Below are 15,337 nucleotides of genomic sequence, written 5' to 3'. Positions count from 1 at the left end.
TCTGAATGCCCTGGACCGGAGCTGCCCGGCGACACACCTGGCGCCCTTCGGTCAGGCGGCTTACCTGACTGCGTACTCGAGAGGAGATTTGAACGCGATGGGGTCCGGGTCATCCCTGTTGGTGTTGATTTCGAAGGTGGCCCCGTCCTCTTCTTTGTGTAAGCTTTCGGAGTCCTCGTGGGTGAAGTCGATGTAGGGGTCGTTGACGAGCATTTTGGCTGCCTGGAACAACATGTGGGGCTCCACGTCGTTGTTTTCGCCGACGACGAGCACCTCGGGGTGATCGGCCTGGTCGACCCCCAACTGGGCTGGGGCGGTACCGTGATGTCGCTGACGGGGCCGTCGTCGAGGTAGCGCCATTCTTCGGGCCAGCGGGACAGGTCGGGGCAGAATTTTAGCTTGATTAGGATATACTTGAGCACCCGAGGTTGCCCCGACTGGCGCCCACACAGAATTTTTAACTCCGGTTGTGAGCATCTTAAGATATTCGTGGTGATGAAACTCAACCCTCTTTTCTAATTGAATTACGGGAGGGTTTGTTGGATCAGGTGGTTGGCTCCGAAGCGGAAATTCATCGAGTTGAAGGCGCGGTAGGTCTCGGGTTCCACCCATGCACCGTCGACGCGCCGTTGGAGGCGGGTGTTCTCGCGGTCGAAGTCGACTTCGGGGTCGGCCTCGACGGTCTTCGCGCTCTGCATGGACACGTGGGCGTCCACATCGAGGCTCTCGGCGATGACGAGGGCCTCGGGGTACTCGCCCTCGTCCAGGAGTGGTTCGGTGAAGTATCCGTCGGGGTCCCAGTCCTGGAACAGGCTCGGTTCGAAGAGCACGGGGTCGTCCGGGCGCTCGTGCGCGTTCAGTCTGGCTTCCAGTGCCAGGGCATAGGGGGTGGTGTTGTCGGCGTCTAGGAGGTCGGTGACGACGTCGTCTGGGCTGTCGGGGATGATCGCTGGGCTCATGTAGTGGACCTGCATGCGGGGGGTCTCGGGGGCCAGGTATTGCCAGGTGTGGCTCCAGTCCTCCGGGTGTTCCAAGAGGTGGTGGCCGGGGGAGACCATGTCGTGCAGGTGGGAGAGCACGTGTGTCTGTGGCCCGTCGTCCTGTTCGGCGCAGCGTTGGGAGACCATGAACCCCTGGACGGTGGGGACGATGCCGGGTGCGGTGCTGGTGTCGGCGGGTTCTGTTACGGAGGGGCAGAGTTCGTCGGTGGTCACGCTCCAGGTGGGCTTCTCGTCCGGTGGGAGGGTCTGGCCGTCCTCTCCGACGGGGTGGGCGGTCAGGGTTTGACCGGACTGTTGGAGCACGGCTCTGGTTGAGATGTGGAGCTCGTCGTCGGCAGCGAAACTGTCGCCCAGCTCGGTACTTCCCTCGATTGCACCGGTTCGGCCGTCCAACAGCGTGATGGTGTGCTCGTCCTCGCCCGGTCGGCCGTGGACCAGGGCCGTGAGGTGTCCCCCGGGAAGGACATGCACGCCGGTGAGGGGGCTGTCGTCGAGGTAGCGCCATTGTTCGGGCCAGTCGCCCTTGCGCTGATCTTCCCATTGTTCGTCGCTGACGGCGACGACGCCGTTGTCCAGGACCAGGAGTGCACCGTGGGCGGTGCCCACGACGTCGGTGACGGGTTTGCCTTCCACGTGGGTGTGGAGTCCGGGAATCTCGTCGAGTTCGTCCTGAGAGATGGCCATGCTGAGCGCGTCGGGGTTGGTGCGGTGGTCGTCCGGGCCGGGTTCGGGCCACAGGAACCACGCGGCCGACAGGGCAAGCACGGTCAGGCCGGCAGCGGTAGCGACGAGCCGGGTGCGGGGGATGCGTTTCAACGCCTTCATGTCGTTTCCGAGGCGGGGAGCCTTTCGGTTTCAGGCGAGCCCAGTGAGCGGGGCGATGCCGGAGGGGCTGTCGCTGGTGTATTGCACGGCGACGATCGCGCCCGGCGTGGGGACGAGGTGTTCTTGGTTCGGTCCTTGGCTGGCCTCGAAGCCGGGGAGGTCGATCTCGGTCGCTTCAGGTTCTTTCTCTCCCGTAGGGAAGTAGAGGCCGGAGAGCGGTGTGGTTTCCTCATCGGGGTGGTCGGGGGATTCGGGGCAGGCGTTCGTGCATCCGAAGGTGAGCATTCCGTCGTCCAGGGGCAGGAGGGAGAAGGCTCGGTCGTAGCTGTTCTGGCCGAGGAAGTCGTGTCCCGCGCCGCCCTGGAGTTCGTGTCCACTGGGGTCCAGTGTTGTCTGTTCACCGATTTGGTTGCCGGTTTCGACGTCTGTTTCGGTCACTTGGAGGATCTCGCGACCGTCCCCTGTGGTCCTGGAGCTGTGGAGCGCGCCGGAGGAGAAGAAGTGGGTTCTTCCCTGGTGTGCTTCGGTGGTCAATACCTGGCCGGAAGCGACATCGACGACGCTGTCACCGTCAGGTGTGGGGGCGAGTGCGTGCTGCTCGTCGGGCGAAGGAAGAAAACCTGCGGGTACGTAGTGGTATTCGGGCGGGTGGTGGACGCGGATGAGGGTGAGGTCAACGGGTTCGGGCCAGACAGGATCACCTGTGCGTGTGTCCAGGGCTGTGAGTTGGCCCGGTGCCTTCTCGGGCAGTTCGTCCGGGTCATGGTCCAGAGCGGCACGTATTTTATCGGTGGGGCATGAGAGGGGGAGCAGGTAGGTGTCGGCAGTCGTTCCGACGACTGGGCCGTCGAATCTGCGGTTTTCGCTGTGGTGTGTGAGTTCGCAGTTCTCAGGTGGTTCGTAGGTCCAGGCGGTTTGGCCGTCGTTGATGGAGCGTGCGCGGAGCCCGTCCTGGTCGGGTTCGAGCCAAGTGTCGCCTGCGAGGTTGTGCAGGTCGGATAGGGGGTCTTCGTCGGTGTAGGTGTAGCGGTCCTGCAGCTCCCCGGTGAGGGAGTCGATGACGGCGACCTCGGTCTCGAAGGGTCCGCCGGTGGCCCCGCCGCTCGCGCTCCCGTCCTCTTCATGCGGGGGTTCGCCTTCGGCCTGGGCGATGAGTGTGTGTTCGCCGCCGGGCGTCGTGCCGGTCTCGATGCGTGTTCCGTCGCGTTCGGTGATCGTGTGGCTCCAGAGTTCGTCGCCGGTGGAGCCGGATAGTGCGATGGCCCCGGTGTCGGTGAGGACGAGGGGGCCGGCGGGGCCCGGGTGGACGCGCTCGACGATGGTGTCCTCGTCGGGCTCCCATTGCCAGGCGACCTCGTCCACGGAGGTGGGGACGGGTTCGATGGCGGGGTCCGCGTCATGGACGGTGTGATCACGGCTCAGGGGGAGCACCACGATCAGCACGGCCATGAGGAGAGCCGCCGCCCCCACGGAAGCTATCTGTAGCGACCGTCTTCTAGTAAGCCGATCCATTAGTCGTCATCCTTGTCCAATTCTTCTCCCCCAGGGATATTTCCAGACAATTGATCCCGCAAAACTTCACGCCGACCATCGTAAGCACCCGTGAACTCGTCGAATTGAGTTGCGCCAATTCTATCGTTTTTTTGCCAAGACATTGGGCGATCGATTGTAACTCCATCCAAGGCACCGATTGTCGTATCTGACCCTTCATCGGGACTATTAATAACTTCGTGAAGTTTGTTCCTATCAAAGACGATTCCCTCGAGGTCTTCTAGTTGGATATCCTTGGGATTCTGCTCGAGCAAATCACTGTCAATCCCGGTGATGATGCCATCGCTCTCAAGCTGAGAAAGATGTTCAAGTTCTATCTCTCCGCTATCGGACATGAAGGGATGTTGCTGGACTTCCGGATCATTTTCGTGCTCCTCGAGCATGCGCTCCAGCATATGAATTTGAGATTCAATCTTGATTGAGGACAGATCCAAGCTTCCGTTGGGATCAGAGTAGGGGTTATGCTCCTCATCTGTGTTCAGTAGCTGGTCCTTCAAAATATCATCAAAAACGCTCAGCGTTGGTCCTACGAAAGGCACAAACCTAGAAGGAAGATCGTCGGCCCCGGACGCAGAATTAGTGATCGCGCCCGCAGCAAAATCCCACATATTCTCTTTATCCTGTTGCAGATCCTCGTCAGACAAATTTCTGTGGTCGGCTTCGTTTTCGAGTGCTGATTCGACAATAGCTGCCAAGTTTCCCGAGGGAAGTGAACTGGATCCGAGGTCCCCCGAATCGACTGAGTTTACCGCTTCGCCATGAACAAATCTGATTGTGTCAGAATGGATGTCAACAGCAGCACTCTGATCGGTCATAATGATTTCTAGGAATCGAGTTCGTTCTTCCGGAGGGATGAACGCAAACTCACCATCAGAATCAAGTTCAACGTTTCTACGGTTTTGATAGCCATCCGCAGAAACCACATCCCCTTTACCATTTATTCCGACGTCAGATGAAAATGTATGAATATGCGCAGCGAAAGCATCCGATAGACTGTCAGCAGCATCTCTACTTATCGAGCTGGGCACAGTACCCATGAGTGGCCCATGCTCTTCAGGGTCGGCCATGAAAAGTGTCAGAGCGCCCATTGACTCAGCGGCGAGTGCACGGGTTTCGGGGTTACTGTTCACTTCTTCATCTGAAAGCCAATCAAATAGTGCGGTAAGACCTCCAGGTGTGCGATTGTAGCTTTCGAAAGAATCCTCATCTTCCGCAATGTCTGACTGATCGAAAGACTCACCGAAAGTGAGAAACCCCCGGAGAGATTCGTCGATCAGTTTACTGTACTCTTCGTGTGACAGTTCGTCCGTTTCGTATTGCCCGGTAAATATGGCACGGTTGGCTTCGTCGTTCTCGGTAGATATATCGAGAAGCGTTTCTAGGGCTTCAAGACCACCAGCGGCTTCGAGTGATGTTCTCATTTCATCAGTGTCCGAATGAGTATGAAAACTTTCCAGTAGACCCCCTAGAGACATCGTTATATTCTGCGAAAACTTCACGCCACCTTCTGTTTCTTCCGAAGATTGTTCCAGCAGATCAGCGAGATTAGCTAGGTCAGATCCATAAATCTCGTCATCTTGTCTATAACCTTCAAATCCGTTCTCATGGCGCGCTAGCGTCGGCCCCATTGCTGCGTTCCTGACGCTTTCAGGGAGTTTTTCTTCACTTCCTCCGATAGATTCATTCGAAAGTGTTAGAAGTCCGTCCCCCAGTTTTTGCAAAAGTTCGGATCTTTGGGATTCATCTCCTATATTCTCTTCAATGAGACTAGGCAGGGAAATTACACCATCAGATCCCTCATAATCGTCTGGTGAATCTATATCTTCCAGACTTTCAAAAAATGCCTCCAAATATTTCACTTCATGGGGATTGAGTTCTAGATCTTCTTCGTCCTCATTCGCATGCTCTGCGCGTTCTTTCAGATACTCTGCGCGTCCAGTAAGTGCCGTGAGGGTCGCCATCAGAGCATCGTAACGCTCTTGACTAATTTCTCCGGATTCGAGCATCTCTTGGAGCTCTTCGCCATCAAGGTCACCCTGGTCGGCATCGACCGGAACCGGCATTGACGCACCCATGATGTTGTTAGGAAGCCAGTCGAGGCGTCCACCCATCAAAGATGAGACATTATCTGGATCAGTTCCGCCCTTGATGTGGTCCGAGCATTCTTCGGCCTCGTCCTCCAGATCGTCCCAGGCCTCATCCGCTAGTCTCTGTAGCTCCTTTAGGTATTGCTGGCGGGGGGGTGGAGAATCAGCCGCATACGGGACTTGGACTTCGTTGCTGAGCGTAGGGGCGACATTCTCTACAAGGTATTGGAGGCCGGAGATTTTTTCTTCGTATGTGTTTAGACTTTCGGACCATTGTTCTGTGGCTTCTGCTGCAACCACGCACGCCATGCATGCTTCTTTCCAATGTGCGTAATTGATATCGCCCGATGATTTAATGTCGTCGGCCAGCATGTCGGAGAAACTCGTCGATGTCTTTGAGAACTCTTCTAGCTGTTCTTCACTCTGGCCCGTAAGCCGCTCCAGAAGCGAATGATACTCGTCGGCTTTTGAGCTGACGCTCTCCGAGTCGGCAGAGGGGATTCGGGGATCGAAGCTCATTTATACTCCTCGGTAGATTAGTCGATGGGGGGAAGGTGGGGGTAGCACCTGAGGTCATCTTGATTCTCTTCGTCGGTACCGCCGATCTCGCCGGCAGCGCCGTGAATGTTATCGGCGATATCGTCTGCCTGGCTCTGGACGCTGTCCATGTAACTCTTGTACTCCACTTGGAAGTCGTTCATGCCAGTGACCTCAGGCTCACCTGACAGCAGAGTATGCGTCTCCTCACACAGGGTATCGAAGTCGTCTGCAAGGTCGCGTAGCCCATCAGCCACTTCCAGGGCGGCGTCAGCCCCAGTCTGTGCTTCAGGGACATTGGCTCCGGTCGTCACCGGTCTACTCCTGTTTCTGCAGGTCAGAGATTATAAGTGAGAATGCGGCCGCAGTCCTCGCCGACTATCGGGGGGAGCCACCGTTGACTGGGTTATGCCGATCCTTATAGGATTTTGACTCTTGGTCAAGCCTTGCGCGCGACCACCGTTGGCCACTTCCACTTATGTGAAGGTGCTGTTTACCAGGTGGTTGTTGCTGGCTGGCCAGCTTGATCGGCGAAGTCAATAGTGAGGTGCACCACATGCTTGACGATCTCGGTATGGAGCACTCGACATCCTTGCAGGATGCTGGGCAGGCCCTAGGAGAAGAGGCCTCGCAGTTGCTGGGGAATGCTCAGGCGTTGTTCTCCACTATGGAGATGGACGTTCGGGGAGCCATGAATGGTGGGGCTCCGAGTTCGTTCATGGAGGCTCATGGTTCCCTCAATACTAGTTTCGGCTCGATGATGGGCTGGTTGGACCGCATGGGTATCAGCCTCGCGGATGTCAATATGAGCATGATTCAGGTGGACGAAGACAACGTGTCCGACTTCGATGCCTCGGGCAGTGAGGTCGACGGGTTGCCCCCCATCAACGTTTAGTTGTTCGAGGTATAGATTATGGATATTTCTGGAAGCCCTGGCAAGATCATGGATCTTGCCGACTCTGAGCGTACATATAAAGGGCACCTGGAGACCGTGCTCGATCAGGTCGAGGACTCAGTGAAGAAGTCCCTGACCGAATGGTATGGTTCCTCTTCTGATGACTTCGAGGCTCGGTATGAGGAGTTTCGAGAGTACAGGGAGAGTGTGTCATCATCTTTTGATGGACTGATTCATTCGACTGAAATTGCAGCCGAGAATTGGTCCGTCACCAGCGCCTCGGCCCGTACCCGGTTCCAGGCCTGATTAGCCGAAACACTCCTCTGTGAATTCCCCTGTTCAAGACAAGCGTGAGGAGACCCAGGACGACCTCATGCCTGAGGCGTTCCGGGTCACCTCCAACGCTGAAAAGTATGTCCTCGAGGCCGATGCACTCCGCCGGCGCCAGCTGCGGTCTGCCCTCCTGTACGGTTCCAGCCGGTTCTGGCGTCGCAAGCAGAGAGTCTGGCCGGCGGTCGTCTTCGGGGTCATCATCGTCGCCGTCGTGTGTGCGGTGATCGCCCTGATCGGGGCCTTCGAGCGTCAGCAGGAGGTCAACGAGGAGCGCGGCCGGACGCCCATGGGTGTCTCGCAGACGGAACAAGGTAACGGAGCATCCTGAAGCGCGCCCCTTACGTGCAGCGTTCGATGGTTCGCCTTATGGCCTCAGCGGTGGCTGGGGCCTTTTGGCTGCCATGGGGCGGCAAGGTGACCGATTTCGTGCATACCGGACCCGCGGTACCGGGTGGATGGCTCAGTTGAACTGATGGGTGTCGGTCAACGTGTCCGGGTCGAGGAAGATCAAGGTCGTCTCCTCCACGCTGGAATCCGCGACCACGAGTGTCTCCCTCTCCGGGTGCAGCGTCGGCTGCTCGTAGATGAGCGTGTTCCCCGATTCCACCTCCTCACCGGTCTCCAGGTCCCACTGTGAACCCCCGACGGGGCTGGTCGCTCTGGTGACGGCGCCGGTGAACAGGTAGGTCCCGTCGTTGTCGAAGGTCATGCCGTTGACGAGACCCCTGGGCGTCAGCTCGTGCAGGACCTCGTCTTCCTCCAAGTCGTACACGAGAACGCGCTCTCCGCCCTCCGCGATGGCGACGAGTGAGCCGTCCGGGGAGAAGGCCACGTCGTAGAGACCGGCTCCTACGCTCTCCTCTCCCTCCTCGGGGAAGCGCAGCACGGTGTCCTCGCTGTCGGTGTCGACGACGCTCACATAATCCGCGCTGCCCTCTGTCTGCGTGTGCTCGCTTTCGGCAGGCGCGTCCGGGTCGTCCATCTCGCCGGCTCCATGGGTGATGGCCAGGTGCGTTCCGCTCGGGCTGTGGTCGAGGGCATGTACCGGAGCATCGAGTTCGCGGTCCGTGGTCTCGTCACTGCGCCAGTCCCATTCGCGCAGGAGGTACTCGTCGTGTTCCACGGTCCGCTGTACGGCGAGGATGGTCCCGTCCGGTGTAGCGGTCACCGCCTCGTAGAAGCGGAAGTTGTCCATGTTGTCGGGTTCGTCGACGAGCAGATCGGCGACCTGCTCCTGGTTCTGATCCAGGACCACGATGAGGTCCCCGGAAACCCCCACGGCCTCGCCCGATGGCGTGGTGGTGAAGTTGAGGGATGCGTCGCCCAGGTTCCTTGTCGCTTCACTTTCCCGCCAGTCCCACAGGGTGAGGCCCTGGGCGGTCTGAACGAAGAGGCTGTCCCCGTCCTCGGTGAATTCCAGGCCGTACAGCGTTCCTTCGATCGAGTCCGGGAGGTTCTCCTGCTCGGTGGTGGATTCTTCGGCCGCGTCGGTCCCGTCGTCGGCGGCGTTCCCCCAGGGCCCGTGGAGCACGGTGCCCAACCCTGCAACCAAGCCCAACGCCATGGTGGCGGCGCCGGCCACGAGCCAGGTTCGTGCGCGGCGGCCCGTAGCAGTTGTTTGGGGCAAGGAGGCGCCGAGAGTGGGCACGGTGCTGCTGACGGTGTGGAGTTCGTGTTGGTGGAAGTCGATGGAGCGGTGGACATTGGCCGGGAGCCATCCGTGCTCGGCGGGTGGGAGTGGTTCGGCGGAGAGGACTCGGACGAGTTCGTCGGCGGTGGGCCGGTCCGCGGGGTCTTTGGCCAGGCAACGGGTGATGAGCTCGCGCAGGCTGCCCGGCGGAAGGTTGCTCAGGTCGGGTTCGGAGCTGACCACCCGGGTGAGCACATCTGCGGCGGGCTTGGTGCCGAAGGGTGGGTGTCCTTGGGCTGCGTAGAGCACGACGCCGGCGAGGGAGAACAGGTCGCTGGCGGGGGTCTGTTCTCGGCCGAGCACGGTTTCGGGTGAGGCGTAGGCGGGGGTGCCGAAGGCCTGCCCCGTCTTGGTGAGGACGGTGCCTTCGACGGCGCGGGCGATGCCGAAGTCGATCACCTGCGGGCCGCGCGGGGAGAGCAGCACGTTGCCGGGTTTGAGGTCGCGGTGCATGAGCCCGGCAGCGTGGACCGACTGCAGAGCCTGAGCCAGGCCCAGTGCCAGTACCCGAAGGGAGGTCTCGGGGAAGGGGCCGTTGGCGGTGACAGCCGCCTTGAGCGTGGGACCCGGTACGTATTCGGTCGCCATCCACGGTGTGGGGCCGTAAGGCTCAGCGGCGATCACGGCGGGGGTGTAGGGGCCGCGGACCATCTGTGCGGTGCGGACCTCACGGCCGAAACGTGCCTGGAAATCAGAGCTCGCCGCGAGCTCGCGGTGGATGACCTTGAGCGCAGCCAGGCGCCGGTCGGGGGTACGCGCCAGGTAGACCGCTCCCATGCCTCCCGCCCCCAGACGACCCAGAACCTGATGGGGGCCGATCTCGGTGGGGTCAGTGGAGGTCAGAGGCTGCATCGTCAAGTCCTGGCACGTCGTCGGGGGTCGCGGGGGTCAGGGGAGCGTGTCGATCACGTCGAGGGTGTCCGGGTCGAGCAGGTCGATACCGCGTTCATCGTTGATGGCGGCGATGACCTCCTGCTCGGGGTGGAAGGCGATGTTGCGCACGAGGTAGTCGTCGCCCTCGTTCTCAGTGATGTTCTCGCCGGTCTCCAGGTCCCAGAGGTACGAGTGTTCCTCGACCTCGTCGTCCTCGATGACATCGCCCTGTTCCTCCGGCGGGGGCAGTTCGTACCACCAGAAGTGGAGGAGGTCCCCCTCCGGTGACACGGAGATCTCGCCCCACTGGCCGTACTCGTCCTCCGGCTCGGTCTTCTCGTAGTACTCCTGCACCGAATACCGGGACACTTCGGATTCGGATTCGAGGTCCCAGTGCACGAGGTCGCCCTCGCTCAAGAAGAAGACCTCGGTTCGGTCGTGCGAGAGCGTGAACTTGCCTGTCGCGTTCCGGATGGTCTGTTCGACCTCGTCGTTCTCCACGGATCGCACTTCGAGCACCAAGTCGCCTTCAGTGATGATCCGTTCCTCGTCGACGAACTGGGCGTCGTGGACCAGGTCACCCAACTCGCCACCCAGGGTGTGTGTGAGCTCCCCGGTGTCCATGTCGATCACGCCCACAGCGGCGAGGCGGTTCTCCAGACTGTGGTCGGGCTCGAGCACCACGAGTAGCTGGTCGCCCGAGGGCGAGAAGTCCGATCCGATGGACCGGCGGGGCCGTTCGAGCTCGTCGAGAGCGCGTTCGGATTGCGGTCCGTGGTGTTCGGTGATCTCGCCCGACGGGACGTCGAGTGTGTTGAGGGTGTTGTATTCGCGATCGCCCGGGAACTCGTGCACGCTCACTGCGGTCAACAGACATCCGACAGGGGCGAAGTTGGGTCCCCCGCTGCCCTTCTCGTCGCCGAAGACGCGGGCGATCTCCCCGCCGTCCTGCCAGTCCCAGAGGGAGAGCCCGATCTCCTCGGTCTCCACCGCGATGACGTCGCCGTCGGGGGAGAAGTCCAGCTGGACGGCTCCGAGGTCTTCCACCGTGGCCGGAGGTGAGGCGAGCTGTGTGTCCTGGTCCAAGCAGCCGGCGTCGGTGATGAGCGAGGGGAACTCGTCCGTTGCTGCGTCGAGGCCGTCGTCCCGGGTGAGCCACACGGCCCCGAGTCCGGCGATGAGTGCCAGGGTGAGGCCGCCGGCGGTCAGGGCGATGGGGGCGGTGCGGTCCTTCTTGGGGCGGTGTTGGCCGGCTTGGAGGGCCCTGTTCGCTGGTTCTTGGGCTCGGGCCAGGGTCGCGGCGAGGTCGGGTGCCCAGGGGGTGGGCATCGCGGGTCCGCCGAGCATCTGGACCAGGTCGGCCGCGGCCGGGCGCATCGCGGGGTCTTCCTGCAGGCACGCCTCGATCAGGTCGCGCAGCTGGAGTGGAAGACGGTCGGGGTCGCGCTCGTGGGCGGTGGTGCCCGCGGCCCAGCACAGGGTGGCGGCCCAGGCGTGGATGTCGGTGGCGGGTGCGGCCCCGTCCTCGGGCGCGGCGAAGTCTGGGTGGGGCGGTTCCTCTTGGATCTGGGTCAGGGCCCATTCGAACCCGGGGTCGGCCAGGACGGCCCCGTGGGCGGGGAGCACGACCCCTTCGGGTGACAGAGAAGCATGCGTTCGGTGGCCGGTGTGCAGGTCGGCCAGGGCCTGGGCTGTGGCCAGGGCCAGGGGGTGCAGGGCGCTCGCGGGCAGGGGTCCGTGTGCGCGCACGGTGGAGGCCAGGGTCGGGCCGGCGGGGTATTGGAGGGCGGCCCAGGGTGCGGCGTGTTCCAGGTCGTGGTCGAGCAGGGCGGGGGCGTGGTTGCTGCGTACGTCGTAGGCGGTCTCGACCCGGTGCGCGAACGCCGAGCGGAAAGCGGGCGAGGAGGCCAGGTTGGAACGCACCACACGCAGGTCCACCGCCGGATGCTCGGCAGAGGTGGCGAGGTAGGAGCGGGTGCAGGTGTCTTCGCCGAGCCGTCCCAGGAGTCGGAAGGGTCCGATGTGGGGCGGGTCGTGGGGATGGAGGGGGATCATGTGGTCCTGCTCGCGCGTGGATCTACCGGGGATCGGGAGGATGCGGGTGGGCGCCTGGTGTGGCTTTGCGGTGGTTGGCCGTCTTGGCTCCCGCGAACGAGGTTAACGCCCCAAGGGCGGGAACGGGCGACCCGGGGCGGGGTGCGTAGGGTCGCGGTATGCGGTTGTTTCCCCCGGTTCTGGTGTCTTCGGTCGTGTTGTTGAGCGGTTGTGCGTTGGTTGGTGACGGTGTTGATCACCGTGTGTATGAGGGGCAGGTTGCTGAGTACGGTCCGCTGGACTCGGTGTCGGGGGTGGCGTGGGAGTGGGAGCCGGAGTATCCGCACGAATTCTCCGCTGTGCGGTCCGGTGTGGCTGGACCGGTGCTGGAGTTGGACGACGGCGTGGTCGCTCTGGACGCCGAGAGCGGTGAGGAGTTGTGGCACTACCGGGTCGAGGATCGGCAGTTGAGTCAGGCGGCCACGACGGTATGACACCACCCCTGGGTCATCGGATGGAGGTGATAATGGCGTTAATTATAGCGACCAGTTCTGGACTCATTACAATAATAGAAGGGAGGAGATGAAGGATTCTTTGACCCCTGTCATCAGGGACCGAAAATCTATTTTTTTAGCGCGTAAGTAGTGATTGCTTAGACGAATTGATCTTATCGATTAAATGACTTCCGAATTTCGAGTGTGGCCATAGCGATTCCACGCAAAGTAGTCGCTAGAGGGGGCCTTCAGTGGCTCCTTGCGAGGAAGTATGAGGTCACGAGAGAGGGAAATCGGAAAACCTTGGGATATTTTGGCTTTGAGGGAAAGTTGGAAAAGAATGGTATATATATGGGGAGTCGAGGAGATCTTATCGGACGGATATTTTTTTATGAACAGCGCTTGAAAAAAGTTCTTACAGCAGGTTTGGTCACAATACTCATATCGGCGACAGGTTGTGGTTTGCAGAGGGAGATGGGGAACGCGCTGAGTAGTGAGAAGGAGGCGGAGCAGGTATCGATCTCGAGGGAGAGGGTGGAACGACACCTCATGCTATCGATCCTGGACCGAATGTTCGTGGAACAAGACTCGGGGGGTGTGCTGGAGGGAAGCAGAGAGCATAAAAATGAACTTTTGAGATCTGGCGTGATAAAGGGAGATCCGGGCGAATTTTATGTCGAGTACGATTTTGGTGAGTGGGACGTACAGCCTGGACCGGGATCCGGAAGTATTACTAAAGTAGATAGCGCCCTAAATTATGCAATGAGGGCAAATTATGTTACATGGTGCGACCAGGAGGAGAGTGGAATGTCATTCTTTTCATCATATTCACCCTTGGATTTCGAGTATTACGATTCTCATGCAGAATACTATGAGAGTATTTCTGATTACGTTGACTGTGGGTCCGGGTTTATCTGACGATCCTGATTGGGCGGCCTTCGGTTCGATTCCCGTTTTTCAGTGGAGGTGCTTGCTGGAGAAGGGGTGGAAGTTCAAATTAATCTTTTCGATGTTGAGAGAAGGAAGTGGGTGAAGGGTGCATAATTCTTGATGGTTGGTGGAATCCTTGAGTGTAGGAAAAATGAGCATAAGAAGGTTGAGCTGCCGTTCCTGAGGTTTGGGTTCGAATCTCGATGGCAACCGAATTTGGTGATTTGTCGAGCGCTTTGAGTGTGGGGTGGAATTTGCTCGTTCTGATTTTGCTAGACGCGGAAAGTTATTAGACACGCGAGGAGTGTCTGCTCACATGGAGGATCACTTCACGTGCGACGTGAAATGACCATTCGTGCGTGGGGCGGCTTCAGGTTTTCTGTAGGATCAGTTGAACTGATGGGTGTCGGTCAACGTGTCCGGGTCGAGGAAAATGAGCGTCGTCTCCTCCACGCTGGAATCCGCGACGACGAGGGTCTCGCTCTCGGGGTGCAGCGTTGGCTGCTCGTAGATGAGCGTGTTCCCCAGCTCGACCTCTTCACCGGTCTCCAGGTCCCACTGGAACCCCCGACCGGGCTGGCCGCTCTGTAGCAGCGCCGGCGAACAGGTAGGTCCCGTCCCGGTCGAAGGTCATGCCGTTGACGAGGCCTCGGGGTGTCAGCTCGTGCAGGACCTCGTCCTCTTCCAGGTCGTACACGAGAACGCTCTCTGAGCCCTCCGCGATGGCGACGAGCGAGCCGTCCTGGGAGAAGGCGACCTGATAGTTCATCGCCTCTGCGCTCTCCTCACCCTCCTCTGGGAAGCGCAGGACGGTGTCCTCACTTTCGGTGTCCACGACGCTCACATAATCCGCGCCGGTCCGGATGTGGAGCAGTTCCTGGTTGACGTGGAGTCGGGCGAACGCTTCGAGGGCGAGGCTTTTGAGGGCGACTTGACACCGGATGAGCGTGTGACGCTGACGGATGAGGGCAGTGTGTCGGCCGATTGGTTGCCCGATGATGATGCGGTGGAGTACCGGCACGTGTCCTTCGAGGGGGACAAACTCGAAGAAGCGCTGGTGCCGGCCCGGCCCTCCGAGATGAAGAGTGATCCCGGTGTGTTGCTGGGCGATGGTGTTCTGCGGTTGTCGCACTTGACGGTGCCGGATCTGGATCGGGGGCCGGTGGAGGCCGAGTTCGTGGAGTGGGGGTCTGAGGGGGAGCCTGCTCCGATCGAGGTCGGTCTGATTGAGAACAGCGATGAGTGGCGTCAGGCTGAGTACGAGGAGAACAGGTCTGTGAGGTGATCTGCTGGAGGAGTACATCGAGCAGTATGTTCGAAGTTTCGATCCTGTTTCATGAGAGGTAGAGTCAGAATATCAGTGACATGAAAATAAAAGTATCAATCATCCTGGCTATTATTTGTCTTGCGGGTACAGCCTTTGGCATGTTCTATTTGTGGCCAGACAGAGAATCACTCAATATAGTACATGAAACCTCTGAAAATGACGAAATAAAGCCAGAAAAGGGGGAGAATTCTAGCCGCGTCCATGACGTTTCCCCCGACCCGGATCTCGATGTACAGGAGATACTAAATGTGAGCCATATGCCAATCGCAGTATTGGACGATGGGGTGGCTGGCCTGAATTATCCGGAGGGGACTGTTGGGTGGGCGTACCGTGTTCCCGGGGGGGAAGTCGATATTGAGATCACCACAAATTCACTCGTGGCTGTCACTCATTCTGTTCCTGGGCGCTGGTTCACGAATAAGACCCGAGAAATCATCCTAAAACCTGAAACTGGTGAGGTGCTGTCTCGGGAGGACTTCTCGTCCGGAAGTAATATTGTTCCTGAAGTTGCCTCAGGCGATGTGCGTGTTTTCTTTGATGATCACCTAAAAGGTCAGCTTCGCAGTTCTGAAGATGACGACTATGCTTGGGAATTAGATCCATCATCTTGGTGTAGTGAGAAATCTGACCCAGAGGTCGAGGCAGCTGGAGACAGAAATGGTATCTACTTGGCCATTGACTGTACCGGCGGTGAAGGTCACCTTGTTCAGTTCGACCCTCTCACTGAGGTGATCTCAGTGACTGGGAATCAGTAGAAAAC

General features: G+C 59.6%; 15 protein-coding genes. 7 read left to right on the top strand and 8 right to left on the bottom strand.

Annotated elements, in window-relative coordinates; genetic code table 11:
* Positions 1-60: 60 nt before the first annotated feature.
* From IDM40_RS19820 to IDM40_RS19800, 5 genes are all read right to left on the bottom strand, one after another.
* Positions 61-303: a hypothetical protein gene (locus IDM40_RS19820; RefSeq protein ID WP_193123526.1), complete on the bottom strand. Its 243-nt coding sequence runs from the start codon at positions 301-303 to the stop codon at positions 61-63.
* A gap of 221 nt (positions 304-524) precedes the next feature.
* Entirely contained in the window at positions 525-1,826 is a 1,302-nt protein-coding gene (locus tag IDM40_RS19815) for a hypothetical protein (protein WP_193123525.1), read from the bottom strand.
* 30 nt (positions 1,827-1,856) lie between these two features.
* Positions 1,857-3,296 (bottom strand): hypothetical protein, encoded by a 1,440-nt coding sequence (locus IDM40_RS19810; RefSeq protein ID WP_193123524.1) that lies wholly within the window; start codon positions 3,294-3,296, stop codon positions 1,857-1,859.
* Positions 3,297-3,337: 41 nt separating this feature from the next.
* A complete protein-coding gene (locus IDM40_RS19805; protein WP_193123523.1) occupies positions 3,338-5,983 on the bottom strand; it encodes a TPR repeat region-containing protein in 2,646 nt (881 codons plus the stop codon).
* A 17-nt stretch (positions 5,984-6,000) separates the two neighbouring features.
* On the bottom strand, positions 6,001-6,315 hold the full coding sequence (locus tag IDM40_RS19800; RefSeq protein WP_193123522.1) for a hypothetical protein: 315 nt from the start codon (positions 6,313-6,315) through the stop codon (positions 6,001-6,003).
* 242 nt (positions 6,316-6,557) lie between these two features.
* Between IDM40_RS19800 and IDM40_RS19795 the strand changes: the two genes are divergently transcribed.
* From IDM40_RS19795 to IDM40_RS19785, 3 genes are all read left to right on the top strand, one after another.
* A complete protein-coding gene (locus IDM40_RS19795) occupies positions 6,558-6,896 on the top strand; it encodes a hypothetical protein (RefSeq protein WP_193123521.1) in 339 nt (112 codons plus the stop codon).
* An 18-nt stretch (positions 6,897-6,914) separates the two neighbouring features.
* Positions 6,915-7,202 carry a WXG100 family type VII secretion target gene (locus tag IDM40_RS19790; RefSeq protein WP_193123520.1) on the top strand — a complete coding sequence of 96 codons (288 nt, stop codon included), beginning with the start codon at positions 6,915-6,917 and terminating at the stop codon, positions 7,200-7,202.
* Between the two features lie 67 nt (positions 7,203-7,269).
* Positions 7,270-7,557, top strand: a complete 288-nt coding sequence (locus IDM40_RS19785) for a hypothetical protein (protein ID WP_193123614.1) — start codon at positions 7,270-7,272, stop codon at positions 7,555-7,557.
* A 132-nt stretch (positions 7,558-7,689) separates the two neighbouring features.
* On the opposite strand, the gene IDM40_RS19780 is transcribed toward IDM40_RS19785, so the two are convergent.
* Together IDM40_RS19780 and IDM40_RS19775 are read right to left on the bottom strand one after the other, a co-directional pair.
* Entirely contained in the window at positions 7,690-9,771 is a 2,082-nt protein-coding gene (locus IDM40_RS19780) for a WD40 repeat domain-containing serine/threonine protein kinase (RefSeq protein ID WP_193123519.1), read from the bottom strand.
* Between the two features lie 36 nt (positions 9,772-9,807).
* On the bottom strand, positions 9,808-11,847 hold the full coding sequence (locus IDM40_RS19775) for a protein kinase family protein (RefSeq protein ID WP_193123518.1): 2,040 nt from the start codon (positions 11,845-11,847) through the stop codon (positions 9,808-9,810).
* Between the two features lie 158 nt (positions 11,848-12,005).
* Here IDM40_RS19775 and IDM40_RS19770 point away from each other — a divergent pair, with 158 nt between their 5' ends.
* Positions 12,006-12,320: a PQQ-binding-like beta-propeller repeat protein gene (locus IDM40_RS19770; RefSeq protein WP_193123517.1), complete on the top strand. Its 315-nt coding sequence runs from the start codon at positions 12,006-12,008 to the stop codon at positions 12,318-12,320.
* Between the two features lie 204 nt (positions 12,321-12,524).
* On the top strand, positions 12,525-13,238 hold the full coding sequence (locus IDM40_RS19765; RefSeq protein ID WP_193123516.1) for a hypothetical protein: 714 nt from the start codon (positions 12,525-12,527) through the stop codon (positions 13,236-13,238).
* Positions 13,239-13,788: 550 nt separating this feature from the next.
* Here IDM40_RS19765 and IDM40_RS19760 read toward each other — a convergent pair.
* Positions 13,789-14,085 (bottom strand): hypothetical protein, encoded by a 297-nt coding sequence (locus tag IDM40_RS19760; protein WP_193123515.1) that lies wholly within the window; start codon positions 14,083-14,085, stop codon positions 13,789-13,791.
* Positions 14,086-14,115: 30 nt separating this feature from the next.
* Here IDM40_RS19760 and IDM40_RS19755 point away from each other — a divergent pair, with 30 nt between their 5' ends.
* Together IDM40_RS19755 and IDM40_RS19750 are read left to right on the top strand one after the other, a co-directional pair.
* Positions 14,116-14,535: a hypothetical protein gene (locus IDM40_RS19755; RefSeq protein WP_193123514.1), complete on the top strand. Its 420-nt coding sequence runs from the start codon at positions 14,116-14,118 to the stop codon at positions 14,533-14,535.
* 80 nt (positions 14,536-14,615) lie between these two features.
* Positions 14,616-15,332, top strand: a complete 717-nt coding sequence (locus IDM40_RS19750) for a hypothetical protein (RefSeq protein ID WP_193123513.1) — start codon at positions 14,616-14,618, stop codon at positions 15,330-15,332.
* Positions 15,333-15,337: the final 5 nt, after the last annotated feature.

Source organism: Nocardiopsis coralli (genome assembly GCF_014892575.1).
GTDB classification, from domain to species: Bacteria; Actinomycetota; Actinomycetes; order Streptosporangiales; family Streptosporangiaceae; genus Nocardiopsis; species Nocardiopsis coralli.
The sequence above is the reverse complement of the archived record's forward strand: the minus strand, read 5'-3'. Positions and strand labels throughout refer to the sequence as shown.